This window comes from Rickettsia endosymbiont of Pantilius tunicatus (genome assembly GCF_964291875.1).
Classification (GTDB): Bacteria; Pseudomonadota; Alphaproteobacteria; order Rickettsiales; family Rickettsiaceae; genus Rickettsia.
Window position 1 is genome coordinate 1607848 of the sequence record NZ_OZ198175.1, and the last position, 25808, is coordinate 1633655.

Consider the following 25808-nt stretch of genomic DNA (forward strand, 5'->3'; position numbering starts at 1 on the left):
TAATTATTCTATAATTTCAGATTTTTTAAAGAAAAACTTAATTTCTCTTTTTGCACTATTTTCACTATCAGAACCATGAATACTATTAGCTTCAATTGATTCACCTATATCCTTTCTAATAGTTCCAACTTCAGCTTCTGCTGGATTAGTTGCTCCCATAACTTTACGGTTTAAAGTTATAGCGTCCATACCTTTAAGAACTTGCAGTATTACAGGACCTGAAGTAATATATTCAACTAAACTATCAAAAAATGGTCTTGCTCTATGTTCATCATAGAAACATTCTGCTTCATATTTAGTTAAAATTGTCATTTTTTGAGCTACTATTTTTAATCCAGCATTTTCTAAGTAAGTATTAATTTGCCCTATTTTATTCCTTTTAATAGCATCAGGCTTGATCATTGAGAAAGTATATTGTATTGTCATTTTAACCTATTTATATAATTATTAAATTTATTTCTTTGCCGAACGATTCCATGTTAAAGCGAATAAGCTACTTCCTAAAAGAGCAGAAATACTAAAAAATATAAATACTCCGTCCCATCCATAATTATCACTTATCCATCCAACACCAACTCCTGCAATTGCTGCTCCTAAATAACCAAACAAACCTGATAATCCGTTAGCTGTACCAACAGCCCCGCGAGTACTAAAATCAGCCGCAGCAATACCTACAAGTAGTTGTGGACCTGAGACAAAAAAACCAACAAGAGAAAGAATTATTATACTTAGCAACTCGCTTTGGATAGGAAGCTTCCAAAATAAGATTAGCAATAAACTAAGTGCTAGCATACATATTGTACTTACAGGACCTCGTCTTCCTTGAAATAATTTATCTGATAAAAAGCCCGCTATTAATGCTCCTGGAATACTTATCATTTCATACAAACCTATTTGTAAACCGGCATTTAAAAGACTTATACCTTGTAAATCCTTTAAAAATGTGGGTGCCCAATAAATTACTCCTAAACGTATTATATATACAAACATGTTTGCTAAACAAACATACCATATTAACTTATTGCAAAATACTATTTTAAGTAATTCAGTAGTTGGCAATGTACCATAATCACTTATTAATTCAGGAGGGTAGTTTTTATATTCTTCAACTGTAGACAAACCTACTTCTTTTGGAGAATTGCGAAGTCTATTATATAAAAAAATTGATACTACACAAGCAACCACCCCAGGTACAAAAAAAGCAGATCTCCAACCAAACTTATCAATTAGGTAACCACAGCTCACCATAGCAAGAGCACCACCTATTTGGTTAGAAGTTGTTCCCATTGCCCATTTAGTTCCAAGCTCTTTAGAAGCAAACCAATGAGTCAACATTTTTGTAGCAGGAGGCCAACCCATTGATTGAAACCAATTACTTGCTATCCACAAAATACCAATAAGGAATAAAGAATCTGAAAAACCTATTAGAATAGTGATAATACCAACGAACAGAAGACCCAGAACCATAAATATCCGAGCATTAGTTTTATCACTGATAAATCCGTTACAAAATTTACTAACTCCATACATTATGGAAGAAGCAGTTAATATCCAACCAATTTGAGTTTTTGTAACATCAAAATATTCTCTAATAGCCGGTGTTGCTATATTAAAATTTTGACGACAAAAATAAAAAGTTGCATAACCTATAATGATAGAGTACAAAACCCTTATTCGCCAACTGTTGTATTTCTTAACATATGGTGTTCTTGGAATCTTAACTTCAGATTTTGTACTTCTCATATCATAAATCCTATAATTACAAAGAAAACAAGCCTCTAAAAACCTATTTTCTTATATTGATACTATTTTTCAATGATATTCACTAAAACTTGATATTCTTTATTTAACCCTTTAACAGCGTAGACCCATAATATTACTATCACAAAGAATATAGAAGCAAAAAATGGTGTTGCTTCTACAAAGCCTAATGCTGGAAATAAAATAAAGAAAGTGGATTGAATAATAGCACCGCCTGATTTACCGAATCTTCCACCAATAACTTCAACGGCAGCTTGTCCCTTGACTCGTAAATCTTTATCAAGTGGAATATAAGCCATATTTTTAGTAGCATCAAATAAAGAATATTTCACACCTTTACTTAAAACATTTTGAATTGTACCGATCATAACCGCAAGTGCTAAAGGACCTGATGCTAAAATACCTGTTAGATACATAGCAATTACACTATCAAAAAAGATAAACGCAAAAAACGCAATACCAGTAATTAGCATCATTAAAGGCGTAATCATCGCAGCAGTTAACCAAGATACTTTCCTTAAAATATTACTTCCTATAATCATAAAGGCTATAGCAACCCAACCTTGATAAGCTTGAAACTGCCCCATATACATAGTATAAGCTTCTTTTGTCGGGTGTAATTCTTTTAACTTTGATTTCCAAACACCTTCAACTAGATTTACAGAAACTCCATAAGCAATAAGTAGTAATGCAATATAACCTACATATTTAGAAGTAAAGATCATCTTAAAGCTCTCTATTAACGACATCTTAGCTTTAGCCTTTTTCCCTTTTACAAGAGTAGGGTCATAAAGTTTAGGATCTGTTAATACATTTTTATTCATCCATCTATACGTAAGTATTACAGCCAAACTGCTTATTATCATAATAACAAATAATGGGGTAAACTTTAAATGCTCTGCTACTATTTGGGTTTTTTCATGTAAGAAATAACCTATAATAATGGAAGTTACAGGCAATGCTAAATTAGCAAGCAATCCAAACATCGAATAAAAACGTTTAGCTTCATCAGTTTTAGTAATTTGGTTAGCAAATTGCCAGAATAATAAGCTTAGCATTAATGTTCCCCAAAGCTCAGCAATAGTATAGAAAGATGCAAAACTCCATTTCCCTACTATTCTTATAAACCATTTAAAATTAGGATAAGCTAAACTTAAAGATTCTGTAGTATCAGGATTTGGATGAACTAAATCAGGATTAGGGTAAAGAACAAATGCAAATAGTGCAAAATATACTAGGAAAAAAGAAGTAATTACGTAAAATACGTTTTCTTGCTTTAAAATATCGCATAGTTTAACGTAAATTATCATAGCAATTACCGCCGAAGGAAGTACTATATAAGTTTTTAAGAAGCTTATTGCTTCAGCCCCTATATCAGTTACTACAAAACCGTCTTTAATTGAACGAAGTGTTGAGTAATTCAGTAAAATACAAAACATCATAAATGCCATTGGTAAGAACTTTTTATTTTCATACCTTTCAATAGGCCAAATTACTTTTCTTAGTTCCGAGATATAATTATCGCTTTTCGTAGTACTCATAAATTAAATTTTTCTATTTGTTTCAAAGATAGGTATTATACTAAAATATGTTAGAAAAGTCAAACATGATGATTATTTATAATAGACTGCAATCAATATTATCCAAGAATTTTTATGAATTACTTTTTTAATCTCAAAACCTATTTTTTCATAAGCGTTTCTAACCTCTTCTATTTGATTGTCAAGAAAACCAGATAACACTAAATAACCATTTTTATTCATAAGGTTGCTAATCTGAATAGATAACTCAATTAAAGGTAAAGCTAAAATATTACTTATGTGTAGAAGTCAAGATTTGATCTTACAGACACTATAAAAATTATATCTGAATATCTGATAAATTATGACTGTCAGATGAGTATTCAAGATATAAGATTTCATTGTTCTTTTCAATAGCTAATTTCTTACTATCCTTAAAAGTTTGCATAGGCGTTTTACCATAACAATATTTTCCTGAATGTGGTCGCTCATTATTGAAATGCTCTAACCAAATATCAAGATCTAATTGTAAATCATCAAGATCAGTGTAGATCCTTTTCCGCATAGCTGTATCAAAGAATTCTTGTGTCATAGTTTTATTAAAACGTTCACACATACCATTTGTTTGAGGAGAATATGCTTTAGTAATAGTATGTTCTATACCTTCGATACTTAGAAATAATTCAAAAGCATGATGCTCTATATTTCCCTTATATTCTGACCCGCGATCTGTCAGAATACGAAGTATTGTATGCCTTGAGTTTCATACCATGGTAACACGCGGTCATTAAGCATATCAGCAGCAGTTAAAGCTGTTTTATCAGTATATAGTTTAGCATCAGCTACTCTGCTATAGCTATCAATAAATACCTGAGAATAAACCTTACCTATACCCTTAAAATTTCCTACATAATATGTATCTTGGCATCCTAGATAACCTGGATGCTGTGTCTCAATCTCGCCATGGGCTTCTTTTTCGCTACGTCGTTTCTCTAGTACTTGTAACTGAGATTCAGTAAGTACAATACCATCCTGAGCCATCCTTGCTTCTAATGCTTTAAGCCTTTTATTGATATTGTTTAAATCATTACGTAACCAAATTGATCTCACTCCTCCAGGTGATACAAGTATACCGCTCTTCTTAAGCTCATTTGATACTCTTAGCTGACCATATGCTGGATATTCTATTGCCATATCCATTACTGCCTTCTCTATCGCTGGATCAACTCTATTGGCTATTATTGGCTTTCTTCGACTAATTTCATACAACGCTTCTTCACCACCAGTTTCATACAGTTCTTTAAATCTGTAATAACTATCTCTGCTATAGCCCATCGCTTTACATGCTGATGATATGCTACCAAGACTCTTAGCGAGTTCTAGTAATCCTAATTTTGGCTTTATTATTTTTTGATTTAAGTTCATTTCTTATCTCCATTTAATAATTAATTTATTTTACTAAATGTAAGATAAAATCTCAACTATTATAGCTTATGACCAAATCAAACTTACTATTATAATAACTATTTGATAAAATATTTTCAGAAGTGTTTTGATAGAATTGTACATAAGAATAATTAAAGCCAGCATTTTCTTTTGCAATCTCTACTGACGCATTATCAATATCACAAGCTAAAATATCTGCCTCATTCCATAATTTTTCAGCTATAAATGAAAGAATTCCACTACCAGTACCTATATCTAAAATTTTATCTGCCTTAATAGCTTTAAGATATTCTAAAGCCTCTATACATCCTGATGTAGTCTCGTGAGTACCAGTGCCAAAAGCTCTAGAAGCTTCAATTAATATAAGTATTTTATCTTTAGGGCATTTATCTTGATGTAATGTTGTACAAATAAAGAAACTACCTGTTTGAATTGGTGCTAATTGGTTTTGATAAAGTGCTACCCAATCTTTATTTTCAATTTTTTCACTAATTATGTCACTAATGATTTCTATATTGTTTAATTTTGCTAATTCCTGCACTTCTTTTTTTAAAGAAATCAGATTTATTTCATCATCACAATAAATTTCAAAACACCAAATATCTTCAGATTGTGATTCTAAAGTTTTTGATTTTATTTCATAAACAGAAGTAGCACTTACTTTTTCTGTAAAAAATTCTTCAAGTATATTTATATCCTTATATTGAATATTAAATGAAATTTTAAAAATATCTTTTGATTGACTATCAGATTTAAACATGATCTACTTATGTGATAAAATTTTAATAAGGCTTATATGATAAGAACTATAATTATTACTATTTCTGCAATATTATTGTTAACTTCAAACAGCTTTGCAGATGATACTATACCTAATACTTCAAAAAAAGATACCACAACAGATAGTACAACACAAAAAATTCTAGATGAATTTTATTCCTATGCTGGTACTATTAAGCCAGAAATACGTGAAGAAATACAAAAATATAGAATAGAAGTAGTTAACATTAATAAAAAGAAACGTGAACTATATGACAAGCTTTCTAAAGAAGCACAAAATTTTTTAGCAAAAGAACAAGAATATAAACAAAGATTATCTTCCTCCAGCATGGCTACCGAAGATAGTAAAGATAATAATACTGCAAAAGATAATAAAGATGCTGATAAGAAATAATATTAGCTAATTTAGGTGTAATAGTTGAGATTTTATCTTACATTTAGTAAAATAAATTAATTATTAAATGGAGATAAGAAATGAACTTAAATCAAAAAATAATAAAGCCAAAATTAGGATTACTAGAACTCGCTAAGAGTCTTGGTAGCATATCATCAGCATGTAAAGCGATGGGCTATAGCAGAGATAGTTATTACAGATTTAAAGAACTGTATGAAACTGGTGGTGAAGAAGCGTTGTATGAAATTAGTCGAAGAAAGCCAATAATAGCCAATAGAGTTGATCCAGCGATAGAGAAGGCAGTAATGGATATGGCAATAGAATATCCAGCATATGGTCAGCTAAGAGTATCAAATGAGCTTAAGAAGAGCGGTATACTTGTATCACCTGGAGGAGTGAGATCAATTTGGTTACGTAATGATTTAAACAATATCAATAAAAGGCTTAAAGCATTAGAAGCAAGGATGGCTCAGGATGGTATTGTACTTACTGAATCTCAGTTACAAGTACTAGAGAAACGACGTAGCGAAAAAGAAGCCCATGGCGAGATTGAGACACAGCATCCAGGTTATCTAGGATGCCAAGATACATATTATGTAGGAAATTTTAAGGGTATAGGTAAGGTTTATTCTCAGGTATTTATTGATAGCTATAGCAGAGTAGCTGATGCTAAACTATATACTGATAAAACAGCTTTAACTGCTGCTGATATGCTTAATGACCGCGTGTTACCATGGTATGAAACTCAAGGCATACCAATACTTCGTATTCTGACAGATCGCGGGTCAGAATATAAGGGAAATATAGAGCATCATGCTTTTGAATTATTTCTAAGTATCGAAGGTATAGAACATACTATTACTAAAGCATATTCTCCTCAAACAAATGGTATGTGTGAACGTTTTAATAAAACTATGACACAAGAATTCTTTGATACAGCTATGCGGAAAAGGATCTACACTGATCTTGATGATTTACAATTAGATCTTGATATTTGGTTAGAGCATTTCAATAATGAGCGACCACATTCAGGAAAATATTGTTATGGTAAAACGCCTATGCAAACTTTTAAGGATAGTAAGAAATTAGCTGTTGAAAAGAATAATGAAATCTTGTATCTTGATTATATATCTGACAGTCAAAACTTAACTGACAATCAGGTGCAAAATTTATAGTGTCTGTAAGATCAAATCTTGACTTCTACAATTTAAATCAATTTTGTAAATGGAAAGTTAGTGACGAAGTTTAACTTGGAAAAGAGCTAAACATCTCACAGCTTTTGACCGCAACGTATTTAAACATACATAAAAATTAAAAAATCGTCAATAGCAAATTACTTTTGTAATTCACTATTTGCGTTAAACAAGTATATTTTTATTAGTACCAATATGTTGTAAAAATAGATGTTACTGCACCTAGTAATGGATTTATAAAATCTTTTACATAATCTACTGAATTGCTATTATAGTTAGAATCATTTGTTGTAACGTAATCAACAACCGGAGTAATTTCTAGATCAGTTGGTGCTTCTTCTACATTAAAAAATTCTTCTTCTAAGTTTTCTTCTATGTCAGAAACTTCTTCCTCGTCTAATAATCCTAAATCTTGAGCTTCAGTTAAAAGATTAGGAATTACTTCTTCTACTATTTCTTCTTCAGTTATTTCTATTTCATCTGCAGCAATCTCAACTTTTTCATCATTTATTTGATTAAAGTTGTATCCGTTTATTAAAGCATTAACTAATGTTTCATCATCATACATGAAAGCTGTTTTTTCTTCTAATGCTATTATAGGTCTTGTTACTACAAATTCAGGTGCTGGATTTTGAATCATTTCTTGAATTTTAGCAGCAGTTTCTATGCTACCATCATTATAGTAAAACAGCATTGGTTATTGGATTTGCTTTTTGCTCTTCAGTTATAGCAGCTTTAGTATCAATTATATCTTGATAATTAATTACATGACCATATAAAGCATCAGATAGAAACTTCTCTATATGTTCGTTACCATTTTGTTTTGCTACATCTCTAGCTTCAAATATAGCATATTGTGATTTTTCAGTAATTACAGCATCAGCAATCTCGTTATGAGCCTTATCTGATTCAATATAATTAAATACTTTAGAAAGTACCGGCTTAACTTTAGCTATTTCTTCAGCTTTTGCCACTTCCAGCTCCATTTCTTGTTGAACTTTTTTGTCAAACTTAACAGCTTCTTTTTCTGTAACTGTTTCTAATATTAAATTAAGTAATTGTTCATTTCCTTTTTTTAATGCTGAGTCTATTACGTCTGAGCTAATTTCATCTACTTCATTTAAAATATCAAAAAAATTAATCTGAGCCTCTTCAGAATCATTATAATTCATAATTGCATCTATTAATTTGATTTCTGTTGGATTTTTGCTCATAAAATGCCCCTTTTAATTTTTAAAAGTTAAATATTGAATGTTAATTTTTCTTAAAAAAGAAATTTAAATTAACTATTTGAAGCATATTATATATATTTTTACTTTTTAAGTCAATATAGTATTAATAAATTAATTATGCGTTAATTAGAAAGATTAGAGAAAGATGGCATTATTAAAGAGTAGTTCAAGTAAATAAAAAATTTAATCTACTATTTTGCAGCACGTTTTAGTCTATCGTTGATAGCAGCACCTATATTTATCAAAGGTATAGGAGCAACCGCTATATGTTCTATATTATGAGCAGCAGCATAATCATCTAATAATCTCAAATAGGCATAAAGATTGACCGCTGCTTCTGTAAGGTCGCCTTTACTGCTTAAGTTTAATGAATGTTCCCCTTTAAGATTGCTATCACCAAAATTTAATCCTATTTCTTTAGCATTTAAATTTGTAGCATTTAATCTAATTGGTACTGTTGGGGAATAATGTTTCTCAAGCATCCCTGGAGCTTTAATATTAATATTTTTCGATGCTTTATGGATTTTAGTACCAAGTTCTGCTTCTAAAACTTCAGCAGTTATAAACCCCTCTCTAAGAATGGTAGGTATATCAGTGGTAGTATCAACGATAGTTGATTCCAAACCATATTTAGATTGATAATCTTCAACTGTTAAAATAAAAATTTCTTCATTATCATTAAAATGCTTTGTAACATGCTCTAGCCTAGTCGGGCTTATATAATTTGAAGGGTTGGCACTTGGAGCAGCTATTGGCTTTCCGGATTGTTTAATAAGTTCCAATGCTAATGGGTGGGATGGTATACGAATTGCTATAGTTTTAAGTCCTGCCGTAACTGCTGGGGCAATATTTGCATTTTCTTTTAACGGAACAACTATAGATAACGGACCGGACCAAAATTTTTCTGCTATTTTTTCAGCTATGTAATTAAACTTACCTATTTCTTTCGCCTGCTCTATAGATGAGACATGCACAATAAGCGGGTTGATAGTAGGACGATTTTTAAATTGAAAGATTTTTAAACACGCTTCTTGATTGGTAGCATCCGCTCCTATTCCATATACGGTTTCAGTTGGAAAAATCACTATTTTACCGAAGGTTATAAATTGAACTGCTTGTTTTATCATAAGCGGTTAAATTTAGCTATTTTATGAAATAACTCACAAACATCTTGTAACATTAGCAAGCGGTTTTTGGCAATTTTTGGATCACTATCATTAACAAGTACATTATCAAAGAAACTAGTAATTGGGGTTAATAGATTCTGCAATAAATTTAATGTTTCATCATAATCCTTATCAACAATTTGCAATGAAATCTTTTGTGTTACTTCAAATAATTCCTTTTCAGGTTGAGTACTAAATAAATTAGGTTCAACAATCCCATCAATATTTTGGCTTCCAAGTATGTTACTTGCTCGTTTGTAAGCATTTAATAATTGCTTTCCATCTTCTTTTGCTAAAAACTCTTTCAATGCATCAAGCTTAAATTTTATATTTGCTAAATTTAAATCAAGAACAGCATTAATTAGCGAAATATCATATTCATTTTTAAAATAAAATTTCGCTCTTTCTTCAAAAAATGATATTATTAAATCTTTATCTTTATCAGATGAATACAATTTCAAAGAAAAATTAATTAAACTACTTAAATTCAGCTCTAACTTATTCTCAACTATTATTCTTATTATACCTAATGCCTGACGTCTTAATGCATATGGATCACCAGAACCTGTTGGAGCTTCACCGGCTATCATGAGACCTACTAAGCTGTCTAATTTATCCGCAAACGCAAGTAAAGCAGCATTACCGATCGGTACACTATCACTCAAACCTTGAGGCTTATAATGATCTTTGATTGCTGCCATTATTTCTTCACTCAAGCCCTCATGTTTTGCGTAATAATAACCCATAATACCTTGCAACTCAGGAAACTCTCCGACCATCTCAGAAACAAGATCGCTTTTACAAAGTTTAGCTGAGGTAATTAAATCTTTATTATCAGGGTCGATATATTTACAAATATTAGTAATACGCTCTACTTTTTCCTTTAAACTACCAAGCTTTGTATGAAATGTTACAACTCCAAGCTTTTCTAAATTTGATTCTAGCGTTTTAGATATATCTTGCTTATAAAAATATAAAGCATCAGAAAGTCTTGCAGATAATACTTTTTCATTACCTTGCACAACTAGCTTGCTATTGGAAAAATTGCCGTTACTAACAAAAAGGAAATATGGTGCAAAATTTCCTGATTTGTCAAATGAACAAAAATATTTCTGATGAGTACACATTGAAGAAGCTAGCACTTCTTTAGGCAACTCTAAAAACTTTTGCGGTATTGTACCACATAATATTACCGGAAATTCACTAAGCCCTGCTACTTCCTCGACTAATCCTAAGTCTTCTTTTATGGTTAAATTATGAGCATTTGCTTGCTCTAATAAACTGGTTTTAATTATTTCTTCTCGCTTCAATCTTTCTAAAATTACATAATTTTCTATGAGTTTAGTTTTGTAATCCTCAAAATCTATTATTTCGAGTTTTTTATTATCAGTAAGGCGATGCCCAAAAGTTATATTATTAGCAGTTAAATGCCCGAATTGCAGTGGTAATATTTCGCCATCAAATACGCATAAAATATTTCGTAGCGGTCTAACCCATTTTATTTTGTAATCACCCCAGAACATCGATTTCGCCCAACTATATTTATTAATAGCCTCTATAATAATTTTAGGTAAAATTTCTTTTATCTGTCTTTCTGCTACTTTTTTAATATAAAAATAATATAATTGATTATTAATTAACTTAGTTGAAAGCTCTAGTTTGCTAACATTATGAGCTTTGCAAAAACCATTAATTGCAGCCTCCGGTGCTTCCGTACTTGGTCCTTTAATCTCGATTTCTTTTGGTAACGTTACTTTCGGCAAATGTGTAGCATATAGCGTTATCCTGCGAGGTCCTGAAAATACTTGTAACTTTGCAAATATTTCATTCTCTTCAAAAATTTTGGTGAAAATGTTTAAATACCCTTCTTCTGCATTTTTCTGTATGAAAGCCGGAATTTCTTCACTAAATAGTTCTAATAATAATTCACTCACCACTCATCTCCAACCATTTCATACAACAAATTTTAGCCAAACGACATACTCTTAACACATATGAAGCACGCTCAGTTACGCTAATTATTCCACGTGAATTCAATAAATTAAAGTAATGACTTGCCATAAGACAATAGTCATAAGCAGGTAACGGCAAGTTTGCCTCTACTAACCGCTCACATTGTTCTTCACTATCTTTAAAATGACGCAATAGCATTTCGCTATCGGCAAGCTCTAGATTAAATTTTGAGAATTGTCTTTCAGCCTCAAAATCAACTTCACCATACTTTAAGGCTTTTTCACCTGTTTGACCATTCCAATCAAGTTTTTTCACCTCATCAATTCCTTGAATATATAAAGCAAGACGTTCTAAGCCATAGGTAATTTCACCGGCAACAGGTCTACATTCAATACCGCCAATTTGCTGCATATAAGTAAACTGCGACACTTCCATACCATTACACCATACTTCCCAACCAAGCCCTGCAGCTCCAAGTGTTGGAGATTCCCAATCATCTTCAACAAACCGAATGTCATGAGTTTTTAAATCTATACCTAAACATTCTAAGCTTTTAAGATACAGCTCCTGAATATTATCGGGTGAGGGTTTTAGGATAACCTGAAATTGGTAATAATGTTGCATTCTGTTAGGATGCATGCCATATCTGCTATCTCCAGGTCTTCTTGATGGTTGTACGTAAGCAACAGACCAAGGCTTAGGACCAAGACAACGAAGCACTGTTGCAGGGTGAAATGTACCAGCTCCCACATGTGCATCATAAGGCTGCAAAATCGCACAGCCATAATCCTGCCAATAATTTTGCAAGGTTAGTATAATTTGCTGAAATGATAGTTTTTTCATAAGGCATTGTTATCGGGAAAGAAAATTTTGATCAACTAAAAGGATCAAATATTTTAATGTTAACCATATTATAATGCTTGGTATTTCTAGTAACTAATATCATATTATGTTGCTTTGCTTGTGCTGCTATTAAAGTATTAATTGGATTAGTACCGTCTATACTCATTAGTTCACCCCATTCTTCGCATATTTCTTCGTCAATATCTGTAGAAGTCAAGATTTGATCTTACAGACACTATAAAAATTATATCTGAATATCTGATAAATTATGACTGTCAGATGAGTATTCAAGATATAAGATTTCATTGTTCTTTTCAATAGCTAATTTCTTACTATCCTTAAAAGTTTGCATAGGCGTTTTACCATAACAATATTTTCCTGAATGTGGTCGCTCATTATTGAAATGCTCTAACCAAATATCAAGATCTAATTGTAGATCATCAAGATCAGTGTAGATCCTTTTCCGCATAGCTGTATCAAAGAATTCTTGTGTCATAGTTTTATTAAAACGTTCACACATACCATTTGTTTGAGGAGAATATGCTTTAGTAATAGTATGTTCTATACCTTCGATACTTAGAAATAATTCAAAAGCATGATGCTCTATATTTCCCTTATATTCTGACCCGCGATCTGTCAGAATACGAAGTATTGTATGCCTTGAGTTTCATACCATGGTAACACGCGGTCATTAAGCATATCAGCAGCAGTTAAAGCTGTTTTATCAGTATATAGTTTAGCATCAGCTACTCTGCTATAGCTATCAATAAATACCTGAGAATAAACCTTACCTATACCCTTAAAATTTCCTACATAATATGTATCTTGGCATCCTAGATAACCTGGATGCTGTGTCTCAATCTCGCCATGGGCTTCTTTTTCGCTACGTCGTTTCTCTAGTACTTGTAACTGAGATTCAGTAAGTACAATACCATCCTGAGCCATCCTTGCTTCTAATGCTTTAAGCCTTTTATTGATATTGTTTAAATCATTACGTAACCAAATTGATCTCACTCCTCCAGGTGATACAAGTATACCGCTCTTCTTAAGCTCATTTGATACTCTTAGCTGACCATATGCTGGATATTCTATTGCCATATCCATTACTGCCTTCTCTATCGCTGGATCAACTCTATTGGCTATTATTGGCTTTCTTCGACTAATTTCATACAACGCTTCTTCACCACCAGTTTCATACAGTTCTTTAAATCTGTAATAACTATCTCTGCTATAGCCCATCGCTTTACATGCTGATGATATGCTACCAAGACTCTTAGCGAGTTCTAGTAATCCTAATTTTGGCTTTATTATTTTTTGATTTAAGTTCATTTCTTATCTCCATTTAATAATTAATCTCTTAGGGTTTAATTCCCCGAAGCTCTGCTTCGTGATATACTAGATGCATGGAAGAAAGCAGTTATATACATAAAAGTCATAATGTCACAGTACTAATATATCATTTAGTAACACCGGCAAAGTATAGAAGAGTAATATTCAATGAGGAACTAGACGATTATTTATGTAAAATTTGTGAGGACATAGAAGCTCGTTATGAAATTAGATTTTTGGAAATAGGAGTAGATAAAGATCATGTACATTTTTTACTACAGTCAATACCAATGTATAGCCCAACAAAAATAACTCAAATCATAAAAAGTATTACATCTAAGGAAATGTTTAAGAAATATCCAAATCTTAAAGAAAAATTATGGGGAAGTGAGTTTTGGAGTAAAGGATATTTTATGAGCACAGTATGTAAACATGGTGATGAGCGGAAATTACGTAATTATGTAAAAGTGAACACTCCACGGGGCAAGCCCCGTGGTATCTGTGTCGACCTATAGGTCGAGTACAAGCTGTGCTTGCCCCATATCCTCCTGCCCCTGATGCTCTATATATCGTTTTATTATATGCTCATTAATTCCAACAGTTGACACGAAATATCCATCTGACCAGACTCCATCAATACCCCAATAAGCCTTCCTTATATATTCAAATTTCTTTTTTAATAATCTACCAGTTATAGATTTTATTGTCCTCACCACATCACTAACTCTCACCTTTGGTGGTATAGATAGATGCATGTGAATATGATCTATATCATGATTTATCGTCAATAGTTTTATCTCAGGTATATTTCCCCACACCTGCTTAAGTATTGCTTCAAAATACCCAAAACTCCCAGCATTGAATATTTTCCGCCTATATTTACTCACTAACACCAAATGATACTCACATTGGTAAGCACAGTGACCTTGTTTTCTAATCTGCATACATCACCATAGCAGAAAGATATGGGGAGCACTACATCCACGGGGCAAGCCCCGTGGTTTTTATGTGCGTATAAAGGTTCAGGCAAACCTTCTTATAAAGCATTTCAACAAAAACAGTTAAAACTTTTTGGATAGATACCTCGTAGCTCTGCTGCGAGGAGTATCATTTATTTTACTAAATGTAAGATAAAATCTCAACTATTACACAATATCAAGAATTCTTTTATCATAATCTATTATTATTCCTTCTAACCATTTTTCTAATTTCAGACTTACTGCCTTATCTTTTTTTGCTAATTTTAATATACCTTTTCTTATTTCACCTATAGTTATACAACTTATATGCAGTTGGCTAGTATGAATAATTGAAAGCCATGATACTACTTGAGGATTAGGTTTTTTCTTTTGAATTTCAGATATAATATTAGTATCTAATAAATATTTCATAATTCAAAATCTCTTGCTTTTCCTTGTACTCTTTCAATAACTAAATCATCTGTTTTAGGTATACTCAATAAATACTCACTAAAACTAAGTTTTGGTTTTATAAGCTTTGCACAGTCTTTCATACTAATAACTACAACTGCTTCTTCTCCCCTTTTTGTAATGCATTGGGGTGTACCTTGCATTGCTGTGTCGATAATATTACTTAGTTTATTTTTTGCTTCGTGTAATTGCCATTTATCCATATTTAAATTCCAATATGTCTAGATTAGCTAGATTATTCTAGACATTGAAACATAGATTACTTGTTTATGTAAATAAGTTTGTAAGGCTTATGTGATATCGTCATTATGAAAGAGTGGGGCAACCCAAAACTTTTGGGTTGCCAAATTGATGCTATGACAGGAAGTAAGTAGAACTATTGCATTTCAGTAATGCGTTGCTCTTCTGCTTCTAATAATTTTTCTAATTCTTTTCTGTTGTATTTTTTTTCTTTGAGCTTTACTGCATTATCAAAAATATGTTGTACAGCTTTTTCTTCCAACGCAGGTCCTTTAAGCTGCTCAACAGCTCTAGGGTTATTTTTATAAAAATCAAACAACATATTTTCTTGACCAGGAAAGCTACGTGCTTGCTGCATAATAATTCTGCGAAGATCATCAGGCTCTAATTGTAAATTTTTATCTTTTGCATATTCTGCAAGCATTAGCCCAATTCTAACACGACGTAATGCTAATTTAGCGTAATATTCTTTCACTTGTTCCGGTGATTTATCTTTAAATACAGAATCATCTTGCTCGCTTTTATCAGTTTCAGATTTTAAGATATTTTTTTCTTGCTCTAATAAAGATTCAGGCACGTCAAAATCTAACAACTTTTCTAGCTGATCAAATAAATTCATTTTCATGATAGTAGAGATAGCTTCTTCCGACTCATTTTCTATTTTTTTGGTAAAGTGAGTGCGTAGCTCTTCAAGGCTATTGCTTTGGAGTTTTTTAGCAAACTCATCATCAATGGCTGTAGGTTCTGCAGTATGAACAGCTTTAACCTGAACTACAAAACGAGCATCCTTGCCAGCTAAATCTTTAGCATGGTAATTTTCAGGGAAAGTTACATTAACTTCTACTTCACTACCAGCTTTAGAACCTATTAATTGCTTCTCAAAACCAGGGATAAGTGCATTACTACCTATAACTACTTTAAAATCAGTAAGTTTTCCACCTTCAAAAGCTTCATCTTTAACATACCCAATTGCATCCATGGTAATTTGATCACCATCTTTAGCTTTTGCTTTGCTTTCTTTGGTATAATTTTTCATCATTTCTGCAAGCTTTTTAAGCTGCTCTTCAACGTCATCAGGACTCACTTCTAATTTCGGACGGTTTATAGATATTTTCTTTAAATCTGGAATATCAATTTTAGGTAAAAATTCCATTTTTATTGTAAATTCTAAAGGCTTATTAGGTTCATTTTGTAAATCATCAATTTTTGGTCTACCGACGATATTTAAATTATGTTCCTTAATAACATGATTTACTGAATCATTAATTCTTTTTTCTATTATATCATTTCTGACAGAAGCACCATATTTTTTCTCAACAATTGCAATAGGTACTTTACCAACTCTAAAACCTGGAATTTTAACTTTTTTGTTTTTTATTAAATCAAGTAACTCTTTTTGAACATCATTATCAATTTCACTTAAAGGAGTTGAAATTTTAATATGAAAATCTAGCCCTTCATTTTTTAATATGGTAGTTGCCATTTGTAATAATCCGTTATTTATAAATAATTCAGCATATTAGTTTGCTAATCAAAATAAACTATAGAGCCAAAATATGCAATAGTTTTTGTAAAACTGATAATCTAGAATTGTATTAACAATAAATCAAACTAATTGACATAATAATAATTTAAAAAACTTGAATAAATTTAAGATTTTACAATTTAAACTTGCATTCTCATCTGGTATAATTTTAAAGATTTTTTTAACAATTTACTAAATATGGAAGAAAAAACCAAAGCTTTTAGTAGTGCATTAAAAGCTTTATACCTCTCTCAAGATACTTTACCGAAGCTAATAGAGGATGAGCAGATTAAAGCCTTATCTTTGGAAGAGTATTATATAAGATTACAAATATTACTTAGCGAAGATGATGAATCAGCCAAAGCAGTATTACGTGATAAAGTTATCGGTGAAAAGAAACCAGTAGAAATAGAAAATATTTTTAAAGCTATAGATGTAGAAAATAGAATAAGAGAACTGCTTGAAAAGAATTATCAAGTTAAAGAAGCAATAATTAATGACATAATTAAACCGCTAATCGAAGAAGAAAACAAGCTGAATCTACTTTACAGAAATATACCTAACAAAAGTGAATCGGAAATAAAAAATATAGCTGAATCAATAAAAAGAATACAAACGGATGTCGGTAAAGTGCTATTATTAGGCGGGGCAGGGATAGGCAAAACTACGTTAATACATTACCTATCTTATAAATGGGGCAAAGATAATTTATGGAATGATAAATTTGATTATGTCTTTAGAATTAAGTTAAAGGAATTATTAAATGAAAATTGGAGTAGAGAATACGAAGCTAAGGAGCTGCGTCAAAATAAACTAGCCTGTTTCATTCATTATTGCTTGAATTTAGAAAATATAGAAACGCATGAAATAATCAATATAAGCAACAAAGATAGAGTATTATTATTGCTTGACGGTTACAATGAAGTAGCATTTTTATCCCAAGATAATCGTGATTACCGAGATATTATGGAGGCAGTATTTCAGTATAAAAACGTAATAATGAGTTCTAGACCAAATGCAATAACGGAAAATATTAGCAGTAAGTTTGAGCGTAAAGTAGAAAATACGGGATGGGATAGTGAAGGGATAGAGAAATACGTACACAAAAGCTTTGAACATAATCAAACGCTTGGAGTGCCATTAAAAAGTTTTTTAGATACTCATAGCCAAATAAAAGAAATATGCGAAGTACCGATTAATACGGCATTAATGTGTTTAATTTGGAGTGATCCAAAGATAAGGGATAAGTTCCGATGGAGCGTTAATGAACATTTTAATATAAGTCGTTTATACGGCGAGATAATAGACTGGCTTAATAATAGGTATCTAGCAAAAACCCAGCATAAATATAAAAACAAGACAGAAGCTAATAATCATTTAAAAAACATAATGAGTTTTTTAGAGCAAATAGCTTATGAATCACTTAAGACAACGGGGAAGTTAGTAGAAAATAAACGAGTAGAAAACAATAAAGATACACTATAGTAAATTAAGTTGAGGTTTGAGTATAGGGATGATATATATAAAGGAAAATGCCAAGATCATATAGTCAAGATTTTAGAAAAAGAGTTATAGGATATGTAGAAAGAGGTAATAGCTGCAATAGCACTGCGATAAGATTTGAAATAGCAGCAAACACAGTAAGGAATTGGTATAAGAGATATAAGTCCGAAGGACATTATTTAGCAAGAAGAATAGGAGGCAAAAAAGGACGGGTAACAAGTCAAGATGTTGAGTTGTACGTGAGTTCTAATCCTAATTTCACATTATTAGAAATGGGTACGTATTTTAATATGAGTTCTGTGGGTGCGTATTATTGGTTAAAGCAACTAGGTTTTAGCTATAAAAAAAAGACTTTTCCTACTTGGAAGCAAGTCAAGAAAAGCGAGATAAGTACCAAGAGGTCATAAAAGATACACCAATAGAACATCTTGTATATATTGATGAAAGTGGTATTGAGATAAATATCTGCAAAGATAGAGGATGGGGCAAAAAAAGCGAAAAACTTATTGGTAAAAAAAGCGGTAAATATTACAACAGAACAAATATCATAGCTGGTTATGTTAATAAAGAGTGTATAGCACCGATGATATTTAATGGAACATGTAATAGACAATTATTTGAAAGTTGGGTTGGAGAATTTTTAATAAAAGAGCTAAAACCTGGACAAGTTGTAGTGATGGATAACGCTGCTTTCCATAAGTCTCAAAGGACCAAAGAACTAATAGAATCAGTAGGTTGTAGGATAATATTCTTACCACCTTACTCCCCTGATCTAAATCCAATAGAGAAATTTTGGGCCAATATGAAGCGATGGATTAAAGCTAAAATTACTCAATTTGATCAATTATATAATGCTTTAATTCAATTCTTTAATACGCAAACTTCAACTTAATTTACCATAGACATAGACGAAGTTATAGAACAAGGATTATTAAGAAGAGAGGGACAAAATTATCAATTTATTCACTTAACCTTTCAAGAATTTTTAGCTGCCCGTTATCTAAAAAATCAGTTATTGGATAATCATACTAAAAGCAAAATAGCAAGTTTTATAGGTGAGCATAGAAACGAACCAAAATATCTAATGACTTTAAAGTTTTTAGCTGGAATAGCAAGTAATGATGATAGTAAAGAATTAATAGAAATATTTTGGGAAACTACAACTTGCAACGTTAATGGGATATTAGAGCCTGTCTTGAAAAGATATAAGAAATAATTTATATTGTCAAAAAATAATAAAGTAGGAATATGTATCCCAGTGATATAGTGGAAGAAGAAAGGATACATTTAGCTCCATTTGTTGGTCCTTGCAAGATAGGACGGTCACGTAAACATAATATAAGAGATATAATTAATGGCATTCGTTACGTAATGAGGAGTAGTTGTCAGTGGCGATTATTACCTAAAGATTTTCCCCCATGGCAAACAGTATATGACTATTATTTACGTTGGCGTAAGAATGGTAGATGGCAAGAAATACATGATAGATTAGTCCAAAAAGTAAGGGAGAAAGAAAGTAAGAAATCCACTCCTACTGTAGGGATTATAGATAGTCAGTCTGTTAAGACTACCCAAAAAGGGGAGCTAGAGGATATGATGCAGGCAAGAAGATTAAGGGTAGGAAACGCCATATAGTTACAGATACACTTGGTTTAGTATTATCATGTGAAGTACATTCAGCAGGTATACAAGACAGAGATGGTACTAAAAATGTAATAATCAAGGCAAAAGCAAAATATCCTAGTATTATCAAATTTTTTGCAGATAGTGGTTATGCTGGAGCATTACAAATTTGGTGTTTTTTAACTGTAAGAGCATTACTGACAATTTCTCGTAAAATTGTTGATCAAGTGGGGTTTAAAGTGATTGTAGAAGTCAAGATTTGATCTTACAGACACTATAAAAATTATATCTGAATATCTGATAAATTATGACTGTCAGATGAGTATTCAAGATATAAGATTTCATTGTTCTTTTCAATAGCTAATTTCTTACTATCCTTAAAAGTTTGCATAGGCGTTTTACCATAACAATATTTTCCTGAATGTGGTCGCTCATTATTGAAATGCTCTAACCAAATATCAAGATCTAATTGTAAATCATCAAGATCAGTGTAGATCCTTTTCCGCATAGCTGTATCAAAGAATTCTTGTGTCATAGTTTTATTAAAACGTTCACACATACCATTTGTTTGAGGAGAATATGCTTTAGTAATAGTATGTTCTATACCTTCGATACTTAGAAATAATTCAAAAGCATGATGCTCTATATTTCCCTTATATTCTGACCCGCGATCTGTCAGAATACGAAGTATTGGTATGCCTTGAGTTTCATACCATGGTAACACGCGGTCATTAAGCATATCAGCAGCAGTTAAAGCTGTTTTATCAGTATATAGTTTAGCATCAGCTACTCTGCTATAGCTATCAATAAATACCTGAGAATAAACCTTACCTATACCCTTAAAATTTCCTACATAATATGTATCTTGGCATCCTAGATAACCTGGATGCTGTGTCTCAATCTCGCCATGGGCTTCTTTTTCGCTACGTCGTTTCTCTAGTACTTGTAACTGAGATTCAGTAAGTACAATACCATCCTGAGCCATCCTTGCTTCTAATGCTTTAAGCCTTTTATTGATATTGTTTAAATCATTACGTAACCAAATTGATCTCACTCCTCCAGGTGATACAAGTATACCGCTCTTCTTAAGCTCATTTGATACTCTTAGCTGACCATATGCTGGATATTCTATTGCCATATCCATTACTGCCTTCTCTATCACTGGATCAACTCTATTGGCTATTATTGGCTTTCTTCGACTAATTTCATACAACGCTTCTTCACCACCAGTTTCATACAGTTCTTTAAATCTGTAATAACTATCTCTGCTATAGCCCATCGCTTTACATGCTGATGATATGCTACCAAGACTCTTAGCGAGTTCTAGTAATCCTAATTTTGGCTTTATTATTTTTTGATTTAAGTTCATTTCTTATCTCCATTTAATAATTAATTTATTTTACTAAATGTAAGATAAAATCTCAACTATTGCAGATTATTAGCAAGCATATTTTTAGCTACTTCTATCGTTCTTTCGTGTTTTCCCTCATTTCTACCAACCTGTAGACCTTTAGCTTCCCCAATCTGCATGCCCTTTTCTACACCTTATTGTTCCCAATGATGAGCTAAGCTAATCATAAGTTTTTCTCCTTGTTGGTTATTTAAACGAGATTTTAATATTTTTTCTAACTCTATTTTATCAGATTTTTCTATTTTAATCAATGTATAGGTTAATATCAGCTCTAGGTAATCAATACCAATATTTAACTTAGCAAATTCAGGTAATAGATCAGCTACTTCATACCATCTTTTAAGTAAGTCTCTTTCATGAATATGTTTCATAAAGAACTGTAATATTCCAGGGCATCGTCAAGTTAAGTAACATAGTGTCAAAAAGAGTAATATTTTTAGATTTCAGGCAGCAAGAAGTCTTTGAGTAGCTTCATCCCAAATGGATTTAGCGGATGGGCACCGTCAAGTTAAGAGAGATGTAAATTAAGTATTGAGCAAATGCATGGAATAATTTATAGAATAGCAGTAACCATTTATCTCTAAATTTCACCATTATGCGTATTACTCAAGCTCCGAAGAGACATCGTTTTCCAGCAAGCATCATTAGCCATGCAGTATGGTTATATCATCGTTTTAATAGTAGCTACCGAGATGTTCAAGAACAGATGGCATATCGAGGTATTATTTTGAGTCATGAGACAGTAAGATTTTGGTGCAACAAATTTGCAGTTTATTTTCAAGATGTTATCAGAAGGAGAGAGCGGAAGCCAACTGATAAATGGCATTTAGATAAAATGAACATTAAGATTAAAGGTGAAGTATTCATACTATGGAGGGCTGTTGACTCTGAGGGACATGAATTAGAAGTATTGCTACAGAAGCGACGCAACAAGAAATCAGCTATTCGCTTTTTATTAAGATTATTGGGCAATTACCCAGCTCCAAGAGTAATTGTTACTGATAAGCTCAAGAGTTACATTAAACTGATTAAGCTTATGTGTCCTAGGACTAAACATCGAACTAATAAGAGATTAAATAATCGCGTTGAGAATGCACATCAACCAACTAGGCGAAAAGAGAAGATATTGATTAAATTTAAGCATCCTAATGTAGCACAATGTACATTATCACTGATGGGAAAAGTTAGAAATATATTTGCCGTAAATGTTGGAAGATATACTAAAACAGCACCTGACCAAAGAATTGCATTTGCATCCGCTAAATCCATTTGGGATGAAGCTACTCAAAGACTTCTTGCTGCCTGAAATCTAAAAATATTACTCTTTTTGACACTATGTTACTTAACTTGACGATGCCCCTTCAGATATCACCTATACAAAGATGAAAGAACATATATTACGTGCATTTGGAATAGAGCAAGATTTAGTAGATATGACATTAGAGTAGCATTAGCAGCAATGCTCATTTAACGGCAGAGAATTATAAATAACACAAGATGTTAACTCTAAAACAGTGGTAGGACGAATATGACAAATAAGAATTATATCCAAAGAAGCATGCGTATGAGTGAGGAGGAACAAAAAACATGCTTGAAGAAAGGCATCAACTATTTAGATCAAGGTAAATATGAGGAAGCTTTGAAGGTATTTGGGATGCTTTTGATAGTAGAGCCAAGAAATGCCAGTCTTCATTATTACAGAGGTAATACGCTTCATAAGCTTAAGAGATATGATGAGGCAATAGAAAGCTTTAAGGCAGCAATAAAGTTAAAGCCGAGGGAGGGAGCATATTACTACGGCTTAGCTAGTAGTTATTACGCTGTTGGTAATGGGACTGCAGGGATTGATGCGTTGCAGAAAGCGGTATCTGCTCAAGGACAGCAAGAAGATATTTACTGCAAAACCAATATTCTTTCAGGTATTAAAAAAGAGAGCAATCAGGATCAAGTGATTCAATTAAACATTAGTGCTTGTAAGGAGCAAGGACAATATAATTACCAGCGACAATATTCAGGGCTAAAAGTAGGGGATAATTATAGTTTTGGATGGCATCGTCAAGTTAAGTAACATAGTGTCAAAAAGAGTAATATTTTTAGATTTCAGACAGCAAGAAGTCTTTGAGTAGCTTCATCCCAAATGGATTTAGCGGATGCAAATGCAATTCTTTGGTCAGGTGCTGTTTTAGTATATCTTCCAACATTTATGGCAAATATATTTCTAACTTTTCCCATCAGTGATAATGTACATTGTGCTGCATTAGGATGCTTAAATTTAATCAATATCTTCTCTTTTCGCCTAGTTGGTTGATGTGTAATAGTTGAGATTTGATCTTACATTTAGTAAAATAAATTAATTATTAAATGGAGATAAGAAATGAACTTAAATCAAAAAATAATAAAGCCAAAATTAGGATTACTAGAACTCGCTAAGAGTCTTGGTAGCATATCATCAGCATGTAAAGCGATGGGCTATAGCAGAGATAGTTATTACAGATTTAAAGAACTGTATGAAACTGGTGGTGAAGAAGCGTTGTATGAAATTAGTCGAAGAAAGCCAATAATAGCCAATAGAGTTGATCCAGCGATAGAGAAGGCAGTAATGGATATGGCAATAGAATATCCAGCATATGGTCAGCTAAGAGTATCAAATGAGCTTAAGAAGAGCGGTATACTTGTATCACCTGGAGGAGTGAGATCAATTTGGTTACGTAATGATTTAAACAATATCAATAAAAGGCTTAAAGCATTAGAAGCAAGGATGGCTCAGGATGGTATTGTACTTACTGAATCTCAGTTACAAGTACTAGAGAAACGACGTAGCAAAAAGGAGTCTTCCCAATTAAGTGTGTAAACTTTTTCAAAGGACTAGATTCTATCTTCAAATTTTATTAAAAAATGAGCCATAGCCGCATTCCAATTTGGCATAGGCATTGACCATTTTTTGGTCATGTAATCAATTGCTAAATATAAGCTTTTAAAAATGTAGAAGTCAAGATTTGATCTTACAGACACTATAAAAATTATATCTGAATATCTGATAAATTATGACTGTCAGATGAGTATTCAAGATATAAGATTTCATTGTTCTTTTCAATAGCTAATTTCTTACTATCCTTAAAAGTTTGCATAGGCGTTTTACCATAACAATATTTTCCTGAATGTGGTCGCTCATTATTGAAATGCTCTAACCAAATATCAAGATCTAATTGTAAATCATCAAGATCAGTGTAGATCTTTTTCCGCATAGCTGTATCAAAGAATTCTTGTGTCATAGTTTTATTAAAACGTTCACACATACCATTTGTTTGAGGAGAATATGCTTTAGTAATAGTATGTTCTATACCTTCGATACTTAGAAATAATTCAAAAGCATGATGCTCTATATTTCCCTTATATTCTGACCCGCGATCTGTCAGAATACGAAGTATTGGTATGCCTTGAGTTTCATACCATGGTAACACGCGGTCATTAAGCATATCAGCAGCAATTAAAGCTGTTTTATCAGTATATAGTTTAGCATCAGCTACTCTGCTATAGCTATCAATAAATACCTGAGAATAAACCTTACCTATACCCTTAAAATTTCCTACATAATATGTATCTTGGCATCCTAGATAACCTGGATGCTGTGTCTCAATCTCGCCATGGGCTTCTTTTTCGCTACGTCGTTTCTCTAGTACTTGTAACTGAGATTCAGTAAGTACAATACCATCCTGAGCCATCCTTGCTTCTAATGCTTTAAGCCTTTTATTGATATTGTTTAAATCATTACGTAACCAAATTGATCTCACTCCTCCAGGTGATACAAGTATACCGCTCTTCTTAAGCTCATTTGATACTCTTAGCTGACCATATGCTGGATATTCTATTGCCATATCCATTACTGCCTTCTCTATCGCTGGATCAACTCTATTGGCTATTATTGGCTTCTTCCAGCTAATCTCATACAACGCTTCTTCACCACCAGTTTCATACAGTTCTTTAAATCTGTAATAACTATCTCTGCTATAGCCCATCGCTTTACATGCTGATGATATGCTACCAAGACTCTTAGCGAGTTCTAGTAATCCTAATTTTGGCTTTATTATTTTTTGATTTAAGTTCATTTCTTATCTCCATTTAATAATTAATTTATTTTACTAAATGTAAGATAAAATCTCAACTATTGCAGTTACTTAACTTGACGATGCCCACTGACATACCCCGCAACTTATACTATAATTATCCTCATTTTGATACGAATTATCCTCTACTAATGGAAGTATATTTGTTTGTTGGATGTTTCCATTATTAGATTCCTTTAAGATCAAATTTCTAATTGACAGGATTATTTCCTGTTTTTCTGCTGTTGTATTAAGGTTATTTAAATGGCATAATATTTTACCATTTGTATTGTGCACATTTGTTTCTATTGCATTATTATTCATTATACCTTTACACCATCTATAATGTACTGAGA

At 32.1% G+C, this 25808-nt stretch carries 27 protein-coding genes and 6 pseudogenes; 12 read left to right on the forward strand and 21 right to left on the reverse strand.

What is annotated here, in order from left to right; genetic code table 11:
• Nucleotides 1-3: 3 nt before the first annotated feature.
• From ndk to ACICQC_RS09410, 6 genes and pseudogenes are all read right to left on the reverse strand, one after another.
• A complete protein-coding gene (gene ndk / locus ACICQC_RS09385; RefSeq protein ID WP_395476829.1) occupies nucleotides 4-426 on the reverse strand; it encodes a nucleoside-diphosphate kinase in 423 nt (140 codons plus the stop codon).
• Between the two features lie 27 nt (nucleotides 427-453).
• Nucleotides 454-1743, reverse strand: coding sequence for an MFS transporter (locus ACICQC_RS09390; RefSeq protein WP_395476830.1), 1290 nt, complete (start codon nucleotides 1741-1743; stop codon nucleotides 454-456).
• A 62-nt stretch (nucleotides 1744-1805) separates the two neighbouring features.
• Complete coding sequence (gene tlc1, locus ACICQC_RS09395; protein WP_395476831.1) at nucleotides 1806-3302, reverse strand: ATP/ADP exchange transporter Tlc1; 1497 nt, start codon at nucleotides 3300-3302, stop codon at nucleotides 1806-1808.
• 72 nt (nucleotides 3303-3374) lie between these two features.
• Entirely contained in the window at nucleotides 3375-3524 is a 150-nt protein-coding gene (locus ACICQC_RS09400) for a 50S ribosomal protein L11 methyltransferase (RefSeq protein ID WP_395476832.1), read from the reverse strand.
• A gap of 97 nt (nucleotides 3525-3621) precedes the next feature.
• Nucleotides 3622-4706: pseudogene (locus tag ACICQC_RS09405) on the reverse strand (IS481 family transposase).
• Nucleotides 4707-4758: 52 nt separating this feature from the next.
• Nucleotides 4759-5487, reverse strand: coding sequence for a 50S ribosomal protein L11 methyltransferase (locus ACICQC_RS09410; protein WP_395476833.1), 729 nt, complete (start codon nucleotides 5485-5487; stop codon nucleotides 4759-4761).
• Nucleotides 5488-5523: 36 nt separating this feature from the next.
• Between ACICQC_RS09410 and ACICQC_RS09415 the strand changes: the two genes are divergently transcribed.
• Nucleotides 5524-5901 carry a hypothetical protein gene (locus ACICQC_RS09415; protein WP_395476834.1) on the forward strand — a complete coding sequence of 126 codons (378 nt, stop codon included), beginning with the start codon at nucleotides 5524-5526 and terminating at the stop codon, nucleotides 5899-5901.
• 80 nt (nucleotides 5902-5981) lie between these two features.
• Nucleotides 5982-7076, forward strand: a complete 1095-nt coding sequence (locus ACICQC_RS09420; RefSeq protein ID WP_395476835.1) for an IS481 family transposase — start codon at nucleotides 5982-5984, stop codon at nucleotides 7074-7076.
• A 202-nt stretch (nucleotides 7077-7278) separates the two neighbouring features.
• Here the strand turns inward: ACICQC_RS09420 and ACICQC_RS09425 are convergent, their stop codons facing one another.
• The 7 genes and pseudogenes from ACICQC_RS09425 to ACICQC_RS09455 form a co-directional block, all read right to left on the reverse strand.
• Nucleotides 7279-7788 carry a hypothetical protein gene (locus ACICQC_RS09425; protein WP_395476836.1) on the reverse strand — a complete coding sequence of 170 codons (510 nt, stop codon included), beginning with the start codon at nucleotides 7786-7788 and terminating at the stop codon, nucleotides 7279-7281.
• A complete protein-coding gene (locus ACICQC_RS09430) occupies nucleotides 7772-8308 on the reverse strand; it encodes a hypothetical protein (RefSeq protein ID WP_395476837.1) in 537 nt (178 codons plus the stop codon). The genes ACICQC_RS09425 and ACICQC_RS09430 overlap by 17 nt, the downstream gene beginning before the upstream one ends.
• Nucleotides 8309-8517: 209 nt before the next feature.
• Complete coding sequence (locus ACICQC_RS09435; protein WP_395476838.1) at nucleotides 8518-9453, reverse strand: L-threonylcarbamoyladenylate synthase; 936 nt, start codon at nucleotides 9451-9453, stop codon at nucleotides 8518-8520.
• Nucleotides 9450-11426, reverse strand: a complete 1977-nt coding sequence (gene glyS, locus ACICQC_RS09440) for a glycine--tRNA ligase subunit beta (protein WP_395476839.1) — start codon at nucleotides 11424-11426, stop codon at nucleotides 9450-9452. The genes ACICQC_RS09435 and glyS overlap by 4 nt, the downstream gene beginning before the upstream one ends.
• On the reverse strand, nucleotides 11419-12288 hold the full coding sequence (locus ACICQC_RS09445; RefSeq protein ID WP_395476840.1) for a glycine--tRNA ligase subunit alpha: 870 nt from the start codon (nucleotides 12286-12288) through the stop codon (nucleotides 11419-11421). Before ACICQC_RS09445 ends, glyS begins: the two co-directional genes overlap by 8 nt.
• A 31-nt stretch (nucleotides 12289-12319) precedes the next feature.
• Nucleotides 12320-12493 (reverse strand): annotated as a pseudogene (locus tag ACICQC_RS09450) (PIN domain-containing protein); the annotation flags it as partial.
• Between the two features lie 39 nt (nucleotides 12494-12532).
• Nucleotides 12533-13617 (reverse strand): annotated as a pseudogene (locus ACICQC_RS09455) (IS481 family transposase).
• Nucleotides 13618-13691: 74 nt separating this feature from the next.
• On the opposite strand from ACICQC_RS09455, the gene tnpA (ACICQC_RS09460) reads away from it, so the two are divergent.
• Complete coding sequence (gene tnpA / locus ACICQC_RS09460) at nucleotides 13692-14132, forward strand: IS200/IS605 family transposase (protein ID WP_395476841.1); 441 nt, start codon at nucleotides 13692-13694, stop codon at nucleotides 14130-14132.
• Here the strand turns inward: tnpA (ACICQC_RS09460) and tnpA (ACICQC_RS09465) are convergent.
• The 4 genes and pseudogenes from tnpA (ACICQC_RS09465) to tig all read right to left on the reverse strand — a co-directional run bounded on the left by tnpA (ACICQC_RS09465) (nucleotide 14127) and on the right by tig (nucleotide 16770).
• Nucleotides 14127-14561 carry an IS200/IS605 family transposase gene (gene tnpA / locus ACICQC_RS09465; protein WP_395476676.1) on the reverse strand — a complete coding sequence of 145 codons (435 nt, stop codon included), beginning with the start codon at nucleotides 14559-14561 and terminating at the stop codon, nucleotides 14127-14129. The two genes, tnpA (ACICQC_RS09460) and tnpA (ACICQC_RS09465), sit on opposite strands and share 6 nt — an antisense overlap.
• A 207-nt stretch (nucleotides 14562-14768) precedes the next feature.
• A pseudogene (locus ACICQC_RS09470) lies at nucleotides 14769-15008 on the reverse strand (PIN domain-containing protein); the annotation flags it as partial.
• Nucleotides 15005-15250: a type II toxin-antitoxin system Phd/YefM family antitoxin gene (locus tag ACICQC_RS09475; protein ID WP_395476842.1), complete on the reverse strand. Its 246-nt coding sequence runs from the start codon at nucleotides 15248-15250 to the stop codon at nucleotides 15005-15007. The gene ACICQC_RS09475 and the pseudogene ACICQC_RS09470, both read right to left, overlap by 4 nt.
• A 173-nt stretch (nucleotides 15251-15423) precedes the next feature.
• Nucleotides 15424-16770: a trigger factor gene (tig, locus tag ACICQC_RS09480; RefSeq protein WP_395476843.1), complete on the reverse strand. Its 1347-nt coding sequence runs from the start codon at nucleotides 16768-16770 to the stop codon at nucleotides 15424-15426.
• A gap of 240 nt (nucleotides 16771-17010) precedes the next feature.
• Here tig and ACICQC_RS09485 point away from each other — a divergent pair, with 240 nt between their 5' ends.
• The 6 genes from ACICQC_RS09485 (at nucleotide 17011) to ACICQC_RS09510 (ending at nucleotide 20201) form a co-directional block, all read left to right on the forward strand.
• Nucleotides 17011-18297 carry an NACHT domain-containing protein gene (locus ACICQC_RS09485; protein WP_395476844.1) on the forward strand — a complete coding sequence of 429 codons (1287 nt, stop codon included), beginning with the start codon at nucleotides 17011-17013 and terminating at the stop codon, nucleotides 18295-18297.
• Nucleotides 18298-18344: 47 nt separating this feature from the next.
• On the forward strand, nucleotides 18345-18722 hold the full coding sequence (locus ACICQC_RS09490) for an IS630 transposase-related protein (RefSeq protein WP_395476240.1): 378 nt from the start codon (nucleotides 18345-18347) through the stop codon (nucleotides 18720-18722).
• Nucleotides 18677-19207: an IS630 family transposase gene (locus ACICQC_RS09495; protein WP_395476845.1), complete on the forward strand. Its 531-nt coding sequence runs from the start codon at nucleotides 18677-18679 to the stop codon at nucleotides 19205-19207. The genes ACICQC_RS09490 and ACICQC_RS09495 overlap by 46 nt, the downstream gene beginning before the upstream one ends.
• Before the next feature lie 123 nt (nucleotides 19208-19330).
• The gene (locus ACICQC_RS09500; RefSeq protein WP_395476846.1) at nucleotides 19331-19531 is read left to right on the forward strand and encodes a hypothetical protein; all 201 of its coding nucleotides are present in this window, start codon (nucleotides 19331-19333) and stop codon (nucleotides 19529-19531) included.
• A gap of 32 nt (nucleotides 19532-19563) precedes the next feature.
• Nucleotides 19564-19950 carry a transposase gene (locus tag ACICQC_RS09505; protein WP_395476706.1) on the forward strand — a complete coding sequence of 129 codons (387 nt, stop codon included), beginning with the start codon at nucleotides 19564-19566 and terminating at the stop codon, nucleotides 19948-19950.
• Nucleotides 19947-20201, forward strand: a complete 255-nt coding sequence (locus ACICQC_RS09510) for a hypothetical protein (protein ID WP_395477712.1) — start codon at nucleotides 19947-19949, stop codon at nucleotides 20199-20201. The genes ACICQC_RS09505 and ACICQC_RS09510 overlap by 4 nt, the downstream gene beginning before the upstream one ends.
• A gap of 20 nt (nucleotides 20202-20221) precedes the next feature.
• Here ACICQC_RS09510 and ACICQC_RS09515 read toward each other — a convergent pair whose 3' ends face one another.
• Both ACICQC_RS09515 and ACICQC_RS09520 read right to left on the reverse strand, forming a co-directional pair.
• A complete protein-coding gene (locus ACICQC_RS09515) occupies nucleotides 20222-21307 on the reverse strand; it encodes an IS481 family transposase (protein WP_395476848.1) in 1086 nt (361 codons plus the stop codon).
• Between the two features lie 56 nt (nucleotides 21308-21363).
• Nucleotides 21364-21738, reverse strand: a pseudogene (locus ACICQC_RS09520) (transposase); the annotation flags it as partial.
• Between the two features lie 206 nt (nucleotides 21739-21944).
• On the opposite strand from ACICQC_RS09520, the gene ACICQC_RS09525 reads away from it, so the two are divergent.
• The gene (locus ACICQC_RS09525; protein ID WP_395476627.1) at nucleotides 21945-22655 is read left to right on the forward strand and encodes an IS6 family transposase; all 711 of its coding nucleotides are present in this window, start codon (nucleotides 21945-21947) and stop codon (nucleotides 22653-22655) included.
• A 252-nt stretch (nucleotides 22656-22907) separates the two neighbouring features.
• Nucleotides 22908-23417, forward strand: a complete 510-nt coding sequence (locus ACICQC_RS09530; protein WP_395476637.1) for a tetratricopeptide repeat protein — start codon at nucleotides 22908-22910, stop codon at nucleotides 23415-23417.
• 32 nt (nucleotides 23418-23449) lie between these two features.
• Here the strand turns inward: ACICQC_RS09530 and ACICQC_RS09535 are convergent, their stop codons facing one another.
• Nucleotides 23450-23629 (reverse strand): transposase, encoded by a 180-nt coding sequence (locus tag ACICQC_RS09535; protein ID WP_395476638.1) that lies wholly within the window; start codon nucleotides 23627-23629, stop codon nucleotides 23450-23452.
• 94 nt (nucleotides 23630-23723) lie between these two features.
• On the opposite strand from ACICQC_RS09535, the pseudogene ACICQC_RS09540 reads away from it, so the two are divergent.
• A pseudogene (locus ACICQC_RS09540) lies at nucleotides 23724-24182 on the forward strand (helix-turn-helix domain-containing protein); the annotation flags it as partial.
• A 187-nt stretch (nucleotides 24183-24369) separates the two neighbouring features.
• Here the strand turns inward: ACICQC_RS09540 and ACICQC_RS09545 are convergent.
• Nucleotides 24370-25455, reverse strand: a complete 1086-nt coding sequence (locus ACICQC_RS09545; protein ID WP_395476849.1) for an IS481 family transposase — start codon at nucleotides 25453-25455, stop codon at nucleotides 24370-24372.
• Nucleotides 25456-25808: the final 353 nt, after the last annotated feature.